The organism is Arthrobacter ginsengisoli, assembly GCF_031456935.1.
Taxonomy (GTDB): Bacteria; Actinomycetota; Actinomycetes; order Actinomycetales; family Micrococcaceae; genus Arthrobacter; species Arthrobacter ginsengisoli.
Genome location: NZ_JAVDVQ010000003.1, coordinates 334911 through 343275 on the forward strand (window position 1 = coordinate 334911; position 8365 = coordinate 343275).

10 protein-coding genes are annotated in these 8365 nt (G+C 66.4%); 9 read left to right on the top strand and 1 reads right to left on the bottom strand.

Translation table 11 applies throughout. From position 1 onward, the window contains the following. The 5 genes from J2X01_RS05790 to J2X01_RS05810 all read left to right on the top strand — a co-directional run bounded on the left by J2X01_RS05790 (position 1) and on the right by J2X01_RS05810 (position 3875). Positions 1 to 636: a dihydrofolate reductase family protein gene (locus J2X01_RS05790; RefSeq protein ID WP_310051626.1), complete on the top strand. Its 636-nt coding sequence runs from the start codon at positions 1 to 3 to the stop codon at positions 634 to 636. A 10-nt stretch (positions 637 to 646) separates the two neighbouring features. Continuing rightward, positions 647 to 1231 carry an orotate phosphoribosyltransferase gene (gene pyrE, locus J2X01_RS05795; RefSeq protein WP_310051628.1) on the top strand — a complete coding sequence of 195 codons (585 nt, stop codon included), beginning with the start codon at positions 647 to 649 and terminating at the stop codon, positions 1229 to 1231. A 92-nt stretch (positions 1232 to 1323) separates the two neighbouring features. Continuing rightward, entirely contained in the window at positions 1324 to 2097 is a 774-nt protein-coding gene (locus tag J2X01_RS05800; protein ID WP_310051631.1) for a GAF and ANTAR domain-containing protein, read from the top strand. Between the two features lie 95 nt (positions 2098 to 2192). After that, positions 2193 to 2780, top strand: coding sequence for a hypothetical protein (locus J2X01_RS05805; RefSeq protein WP_310051634.1), 588 nt, complete (start codon positions 2193 to 2195; stop codon positions 2778 to 2780). A gap of 54 nt (positions 2781 to 2834) precedes the next feature. Beyond that, positions 2835 to 3875 carry a thioesterase domain-containing protein gene (locus J2X01_RS05810; RefSeq protein ID WP_310051637.1) on the top strand — a complete coding sequence of 347 codons (1041 nt, stop codon included), beginning with the start codon at positions 2835 to 2837 and terminating at the stop codon, positions 3873 to 3875. A gap of 9 nt (positions 3876 to 3884) precedes the next feature. Here J2X01_RS05810 and J2X01_RS05815 read toward each other — a convergent pair whose 3' ends face one another. Continuing rightward, the gene (locus J2X01_RS05815; RefSeq protein ID WP_310051639.1) at positions 3885 to 4739 is read right to left on the bottom strand and encodes an HAD-IIA family hydrolase; all 855 of its coding nucleotides are present in this window, start codon (positions 4737 to 4739) and stop codon (positions 3885 to 3887) included. Positions 4740 to 4805: 66 nt separating this feature from the next. Between J2X01_RS05815 and J2X01_RS05820 the strand changes: the two genes are divergently transcribed. The 4 genes from J2X01_RS05820 to J2X01_RS05835 all read left to right on the top strand — a co-directional run bounded on the left by J2X01_RS05820 (position 4806) and on the right by J2X01_RS05835 (position 8224). Then, positions 4806 to 5477 carry a TrmH family RNA methyltransferase gene (locus J2X01_RS05820; RefSeq protein ID WP_310051701.1) on the top strand — a complete coding sequence of 224 codons (672 nt, stop codon included), beginning with the start codon at positions 4806 to 4808 and terminating at the stop codon, positions 5475 to 5477. 94 nt (positions 5478 to 5571) lie between these two features. Continuing rightward, positions 5572 to 6564, top strand: coding sequence for a putative endonuclease domain-containing protein (locus tag J2X01_RS05825; RefSeq protein ID WP_310051642.1), 993 nt, complete (start codon positions 5572 to 5574; stop codon positions 6562 to 6564). 209 nt (positions 6565 to 6773) lie between these two features. Continuing rightward, a complete protein-coding gene (fbaA, locus tag J2X01_RS05830) occupies positions 6774 to 7793 on the top strand; it encodes a class II fructose-bisphosphate aldolase (RefSeq protein ID WP_310051645.1) in 1020 nt (339 codons plus the stop codon). A gap of 2 nt (positions 7794 to 7795) precedes the next feature. Then, positions 7796 to 8224, top strand: a complete 429-nt coding sequence (locus J2X01_RS05835; protein ID WP_310051646.1) for a DUF3151 domain-containing protein — start codon at positions 7796 to 7798, stop codon at positions 8222 to 8224. Positions 8225 to 8365 lie beyond the last annotated feature (141 nt).

The window sequence follows — 8365 nt, forward strand, 5'->3', positions numbered from 1 at the left end:
ATGGGGCAACTGGTTGTCCAGGAATTCGTGACCGCCGACGGATTCGCGGCCAACACCAACAACGAATTCACCGCCTACGAGATGCTCGAAGGAGGCTCAACAGAGTTCGACCGAAACCAGCTGGCGTGGCTCGACACCGTGGACGCCATGGTGCTTGGGGCAAACACGTACCGCATGTTCGTTGACTTCTGGCCCACCCCCGCATCGGAACGGGAAGTCATTGCGCCCGCGCTGAACGCCCTGCGCCGCTTCGTGTTTTCCCGCAGCCTCAAGAACGCGCCGTGGGGCGATCTGCCCGCGGCAGCCATTGAATCAGGCGACGCGGTCGAGGCGATCCGCCGGATCAAGCTCGAGGTCGGGGGCACCATTGTGCTGTGGGGCAGCCTGACCTTGAGCGAGGCATTCTTCGCGGCCGGCGAGGTGGACGCCGTGCGCCTCGTTGTGATGCCGATTGCGCTCGGCGCCGGGCGCGGCGTCTTCCCTGCAGGCCAGGATCCGACGCTGCTCAGCCTGCGGAGCGCAAAGACCTACGACGCAGGGTTGGTCGAGCTCGACTACGCGGTCCGCGCGGGGCCTCCGGCCGCTGGCCCGACATCAAAGGGGCCGGCTGGGGATCCGGCACCGGCCAGCCACTAAACTGGGTCCCATGACTGCCAACAGTGCCCCTGCAGCTGACGCCGCTGCCGCCCGAGCCCGCCTGCTTGAACTGATCAAGGAGCTGGCCGTTGTCCGCGGCAAGGTCATCCTCTCCAGCGGCGCCGAGGCCGACTACTACATCGACCTGCGCCGGATCACGCTGCACCACGAGGCGTCCAGGCTGGTCGGCCAGGTCATGCTCTCGCTGCTGGACGACGCCGGAATCGACTTCGAGTGCGCGGGCGGACTCACCATGGGGGCCGACCCTGTCGGCACAGCGCTGATGCACACCGCCGTCGACGCCGGACGCGCAGTGGACGCCTTTGTGGTCCGCAAGGCCCAGAAGTCCTATGGCATGGGCCGCCAGGTGGAAGGTCCCTCCGTCGAGGGCCGCAACGTGCTGGTGCTTGAGGACACGTCCACGACCGGCGGCTCCGCGCTGACCGCCGTCGAGGGCGTGCGCAAGGCCGGAGGCAACGTTGTCGCCGTCGCCGTGATCGTGGACCGCGACACCGGTGCCAAGGAAAAGATCGAAGCAGAGGCCGGTGTCCCCTACCTCTTCGCGTTCGGCAAGGACGAGCTCGGCCTCAGTTAGGCCGTTCGTCCCGCAGCGGACGGGTGGACCGGCGGTTGGGGGTGAATTATCATTTTGGAACATCCACCTGACCCCTCCGGAGACCACGCGCCATGCTCCTTCCCGAAGAAATCATCGGTACTGAACCCCTCAGCACCCTTGACCGGATCCAGAACCTCATCCTGGACAGCGCCGATTTCGAGGATTTCCTCAATGAACTCGCCCGGTTCTCCGCCCACCAGGTGGCGGGTGCCGGCGATGACGCCCTGTGCGGCATCACCCTGCTGCGCGACCGCAAGGCCGCGACGATCGGCTGGAGCAGTGACTCGGCGCGCGAAGTGGATGAAATCCAGTACCGGCTCTCGCAGGGCCCGTGCCTGACGGCGGCACAGGAGGAGCGCGAAGTCTACGTTCCGGACCTGTTCGACGAGGACCGCTGGGGACCGGACTATGCCAGCGCCGTCGCTGCGCACGGCCTTCGCTCGGTGCTCTCCGTCCCGTTCCACCTGCAGGGTGAGGCGCAGGCGGCGCTGAACCTGTATTCGGATGTGCCGCATAAGTTCGACGGCGACGTGGCCGCCCGCGCGCGCGGCTACACCCGTCAGATTTCGCAGGCGCTGCGTCTCGCCGTCCGCTTTTCCCTGCACGCCGACAGTGCCAGCAATCTCCGGGCCACGCTCGAATCCCGCACGGTGATCGACATGGCTGTCGGGATTGTGATGGCACAGAACCGCTGCAACCAGGAGACAGCGGTCAGGATCCTCACCGACGCGTCCAGCAACGGCAACGTCAAGCTGCGCGAGATCGCCACATCGCTGGTCCAGTCCGTGGGCGGCGCCGCGTCCCGTACGCACTTCGAGGAACCCGAACGGCGAGAAGCCGGCTGAACCGGGAGCGCCATCTGACTTGTGCGCTCCTGCGGCGCCCGATACGCTGAATGCGGTTGAGCCGTCGGCCATAGACACCCTTTTTTGGAGTACCTATGGACAAATCATTGAACGCTCAAGTCAAACTCGACATCGCCTCGGATGTCGTCCGGATCGATGTCCGGGGGAGCCTCACGCCGCACTCCCGCCCCAGCCTGATGCAGCTTTTCCAGCGTGTCCGCCGGATGGGCATCACCTCACACATTCGGGTCAACCTCGGCAACGCGTCCTTCATAGAATCGACGGCGCTCGCAGGGCTCCGGAACGACCTCAACGCGATCGACGGCGCCGCAGCGCTCGTCAACACGGCCGGCGCCTTGCCCGGCTCGGCCGGCGTCTCGCTCGAGCTGAACCCCTTTGTGGAACAAACCGGTGCCGCGCTGCCGTCCCTCGACCTGTCGGCGGCTTTGGCGGCGTCCATGGACCCCTCAGGAACCCGGCCGCTGACGGTTTACTCCGACGCCGAACTGCTGGCTGCCAGTGACTCCGTGTTCGGGCTGCTGGACGACCCGGCGGATATGGCCCGCTCGCAGCTGCTGGCGACCTATGACGAAATCGGCCTTGAAATCGGCCGCCGCGGGGTCGGCGTCGAAACCGCCGGGCGCCCCCCAGCGGGAACAGCCCGAATTCCCGGCTGTGGCTAAGCCGTTATCCGGCGTGGTTTCTTATCAGCGTTTGGCGGTGGCTACGGTAGAGATATGCCCCCGGAGCCGGAAGTTGAGGATGTAGCCGGCGCCGGCGATGCCGACGCCCGGGTCCTTCGGCGTGCCGCCGAACTGCAGCGATTCTCCCGGCGGGGTTTCCTGATTGGCGCCGGTGCCGCCTCGGTGCTGGCGGCCGACATGCTGGTGACCCGGCGCGTGCAGGCCGAGCGTCGGGTCCACAAGATCCTCACAGTGCCGGACCAGACCGCCGAGATGTATTTCCCCCACGCCAGTTGGTTCCTCTTTCCTGGCTATAAGACGAGCTGGGAAGAGACCCTCTGGATCCTGAACGCGCTCCGCGGTGCGCTGAACAAGCGCGGCCAGCTCGCCGCCGTCGGATACTCCAATGTGGGCCTCGACATCGACCAAATGGTGATCGCCGTGGTCGAGCACGCGCGGGCCCATCAGCTGAACACCTTCTACTTTTATGGCCACAGTTTCGGCGGAATGGTGGCCACCCAGGTCGCCGCCCGGCTTCGGGAGCTGCATGGCATCGAGGTGGCGTTCATCCTGCTGGATTCCAGCCCCTACAGCAAATACGACGTGCTGGACCAGAGCTGGTTTGAGGGAGTGGTGTTCCTTTACGAGAGCGGCTTCCGATTCCCCACGGTGTTGCGCGGCGGCTACGAACTCGGCGAGCGGATGCTGCACAAGGACGAGCGCAGCTGGGGGCAAGTGCTGGACCAGACGCTGGAACAGCTCTCGCCGATCGCGCCCTCCAGCGTACTGATCCAGTCCGAGTCCGCCTACATCTACCACTTCGACGCCACCCGGTTCGCGGGGAAGCTCGGCGGGACGCGGATGGCCTTCATCGGCAACCCACGCGACCGGACCGTGGACTACGACGGCGCCCGGGACTCCTGGTCGTTGACCTTCAAGGAAAATATGGCCTCGGACTCGTTGCGGACCGACGGCGCCCGGCCGGCGCACGCCAGCCCGGGCTGGAGCCCGTTCGTCTACCGGCCGGTCATCGAGGAACTGCAAGACGAACTCTTCCCGCTGCCCTCCGGCGGAGGCAAGAAGACCGCCTTCTAGGGCGGGGTCCTAGATCTGATTCTTCAGGTCGGCTACGGAGTTCAGGATCTGGTTGGGCCGGAAAGGGTACGCGGCGATGTCGTCCTTATGGGTGATGCCGCTGAGCACCAGCACCGTGTGCAGCCCCGCTTCCATGCCGGCGATGATGTCGGTGTCCATCCGGTCGCCGATCATGGCCGTGGTTTCCGAATGCGCGTCGATCTGGTTCATGGCCGAACGGAACATCATCGGGTTTGGTTTGCCCACAATGTACGGCTCGCGACCGGTCGCCTTGGTGATGAGGGCCGCGATTGCGCCGGTGGCCGGCATCGGGCCGTCCTTCGAAGGCCCGGTGGCGTCCGGGTTGGTGGCGATGAAACGCGCTCCGCCCAGGATCAGCCGGATGGCCATGGTAATGGCTTCAAAGGAGTAGGTTCGGGTTTCGCCGAGCACCACGAAGTCCGGGTCCTGGTCGGTGAGGATAAAACCGGCCTCGTGCAGCGCCGTCGTGAGGCCCGCCTCACCGATCGTGTACGCGCGGTTGCCCGAATCCGAGCCCTGGACCTGGTCCTTGAGGAACTGGGCGGTGGCCAGGGCGGAGGTCCAGATATTCTCCTCAGGGATCTCGAGACCCGAGCTCTTCAGCCGTGCGGCGAGGTCCCGCGGCGTGAAGATGGAGTTGTTGGTCAGGACGAGGAAGCGCCTGGAGGTGTCCACCCAGCGCTGGATGAGTTCGGCGGCGCCCGGGATGGGCTGGTTTTCGTGGACGAGGACACCGTCCATGTCGGTCAGCCAGCACTCGATCTCCTGGCCGCTGCGGTACACCGATTTCGATGAGCGCACGTGGTCCGGGTTGTCCCGGTGGTCTGCCTGCTGCTGCGCCATACTGTCTCCGTCGATAAGGTGCCGATGCCGGTCCCAGTCTAATGTTGAGTCGTGACTGAACCCGAGATGCCCAGCGAAACCCGTCCTGTGTCAACGCACGAGGCAGAAGCGGCGGCGGAGCCCAAGCCGGAGGTCGGCGTCGGCCCCTGGGAGGGCGAACTGCCGGTGGGCACTCACTGGGACCCGGACCTGCTGGCGGACGGGGACCGCCGCAACGTGGTGGACAAGTACCGCTACTGGAAGCACGAGGCGATCGTTGCTGACCTGGACTCCCAGCGCCACAGCTTCCATATCGCGATCGAAAACTGGCAGCACGACATGAACATCGGCACTGTGGTTCGCAGCGCCAACGCGTTCCTGGCCAAGGAAGTGCACATCATCGGGCGCCGCCGGTGGAACCGCCGGGGCGCCATGGTCACCGACCGCTACCAGCACATCCGCTACCACCCGACCGTCGCGGACTTCGTGGGCTGGGCGCAGGGGGAAGGGCTGGCGATCATCGGCATCGACATCTTCCCGGACTCCGTCCCGCTGGAAACCTATGAACTGCCAAAGGACTGCGTGCTGGTGTTCGGACAGGAGGGCCCAGGGCTGTCCCCGGAGGTCCATGAAGCGGCGGTGGACACCCTGTCGATCGAGCAGTTCGGCTCCACCCGCTCGATCAACGCCGCTTCGGCAGCGGCTATCGCGATGCACGCCTGGATCCGCCGGCACGTGTTCAACCAGCTCCCCGGCTAACGGCGCGGGAGCCCGCGAGTTGGCATTTCGCGGCAATGTTTCACGCCGCCTCTGCCGCGAAGTGCCAACTCGGTGCGCTGAGGGACGCCGGGCTGTGGATAAGTCGTCCGGGACCTGGTGGGAGCGGGCACAATGGGCCATGCGCAGGGTACCGCTTCCGCTCCACCTGACAACTGGATCCTTCTCGCTGCGGGCCGCGGACAAGGCAGGCATCACCCGCACCCGCACCGCGGCGAGGGACCTCGTGACCGTATCCCGGGGCATCCGGGTCCCCGCGGATTCCGCCGCCGCCGGGGCCGCCGCCATGCGCGCTTACACCGACCTCGACGACGAGGCCACCCTCAGCCTCGGATCGGCGGCGCGCCTCTGGAACGCGCCCCTGCCCGGCCGGCTGGAGGAGGACTGGCGCATCCACCTTGCCCGGCGCCGGGGGTTCAGCACGCCGCGACGGGTCAACGTTGTGGGGCACCAGTTGGCGCTCCTCCCGGATGAAGTGGTGGAGCTCGACGGCGTCCGGCTCACCTCGCCCGCCCGGACCTGGCTCGATCTGGCTACGGTACTCAACACCGACGAACTTGTGATTGCCGGCGATTCCATGGTCTGCGAACACGGGCCGGAGTTTCCTGTCCCCCGCGACGCCTTGTGCAGCATCGACGTGTTGCGGTCCATGGTGGAACGGCATGCGGGCAACCGCGGCGTGCGAAAGGCGCGGGCCGCCGTCGAGCTCATCCGGGTGGGCGCCGATTCGCCACCCGAGACGAGGCTGCGCCTGGCGCTCGTCCGCGCCGGGCTGCCCGAACCGGTCCTGAACCATGTGATCCGCGGTGATGATCCCTGGGGCGGCGCGGGGTCTCCGGTCCTATGGCCCGATGCCGCCTACCCGCAGCGGCGGATCGCGATCCAGTACGAAGGGGCGCACCACAACGGCATGGACCAGTATTTGCGCGACATCCGGCGGGCCGATACCGCGGCGCGCTCCGGCTGGCTTGAGGTGCGGGTGTCCCGCCTGGACCTCGCAGGCGAGCATCCGGCAGCCGTCGGCAAGGTCCGCAGCGCGTTGGTGAGCCGGGGCTGGCGCGCGAGTTGACAGTTCGCGGCAGTGTTTTCGAGGAACACTGCCGCGAAGTGCGCACTCGATGGGGTGGCGGGGCGCCGGCCCCGGCCGGGGCGAGTATTACAGGTCCCGAGTGACCGGAAACACTGCCCGGCGCAGTAATGGCTAGGATGGTTCCTAGCCGACGAGGTTCACTCCAGGGTCAACCCAGCCCGCAGACGAAATTCACTTTAGGAGTCAGCATGCCCATTGCAACCCCAGAGATCTACTCCGAGATGATCGACCGCGCTAAGACGGGCGGATTCGCGTTCCCCGCCGTCAACGTCACCTCCTCCCAGACCCTCAACGCCGCCCTCCGCGGCTTCGCCGAGGCCGAGTCCGACGGCATCGTCCAGGTCTCCACCGGCGGCGCCGCATACTGGTCCGGTGCCTCCACCAAGGACATGGTTGCCGGCTCGCTCGGCTTCGCCGCGTTCGCCCGCGAAGTCGCGAAGAACTACGGCGTCAACATCGCCCTGCACACCGACCACTGCCCCAAGGACAAGCTCGAGGGCTTCGTCCTGCCGCTGCTGGCAGCCTCCGAGGCAGAGGTCAAGGCCGGCCGCAACCCGCTCTTCAGCTCGCACATGTGGGACGGTTCGGCCGAGACCCTGACGGAAAACCTGCGCATCGCCCGGGAACTGCTGGCGCGCACCGCTGCCGCGAAGATGATCCTCGAGGTCGAGATCGGCACCGTCGGCGGCGAGGAGGACGGCGTCGAGAACGCCATCAATGACAAGCTGTACACCACGGTCGAGGACGCCCTCGCCACCATCGACGCCCTCGGGTCCGGCGAGAACGGCCGCTACATCACCGCGCTGACCTTCGGCAACGTCCACGGCGTCTACAAGCCCGGCGGCGTCAAGCTCCGCCCGGAAATCCTCAAGGACATCCAGGAACAGGTCGGCGCCAAAATCGGCAAGGCCAACCCGTTCGACCTGGTCTTCCACGGCGGCTCCGGCTCCTCCGAAAAGGAGATCGCCGACGCTGTCTCCTACGGTGTGATCAAGATGAACATCGACACCGACACCCAGTACGCCTACACCCGTCCGGTGGTGGACCACATGTTCCGCAACTACGACGGTGTGCTGAAAGTCGATGGCGAGGTGGGCAACAAGAAGCTCTACGATCCCCGCGTCTGGGGCGCCTCCGCCGAAGCCGGCCTCGCGGCCCGCGTCGTCGAGGCCGCCCAGCAGCTCGGCTCGACCGGAAAGACGTTCTAGGCATGTCGGACGAGTTCCGCAAGAACCTGATGGGTCCCGAGCCCACACTCCTGCCCGCCGAGACCGAGGTCTACGCGGCGCTGGATGCCGGCCAGGAAGCCCTGGACCTGGTGGAAAAGCACCCGACCTCGTCGCTGCTCTGGGCCGTTCTGGCCGAGGAGGCGTGGACCGAGGGCCGGACCATAGACTCCTACGCCTACTCCCGCGTTGGCTACCACCGCGGCCTGGATTCACTGCGCCGCAACGGCTGGCGCGGTGTCGGGCCGATTCCCTGGGAGCACGAACCCAACCGCGGCTTCCTCCGCGCCCTGTATTCGCTGGGGCGCGCCTCCGCGGCGATCGGCGAGGCCGAGGAGCCGGAGCGGATCGAGAAGTTCCTCAAGGACTCCGATCCCGCCGCCAAGGCAGCCATCGAAGCCGAAAAGCGCTAACCACAACGCGGGGTCACCTACGGCACATTCCACACCTTGGGATGGGCCGTAGGTGACTGTGAGGATTGTGGTGGCTGGTCTGGGACTGGCTGGCAGAGTGGTATTGGTCGTTCTGTCCCGTGGATGTGACTCAGTAAGTGA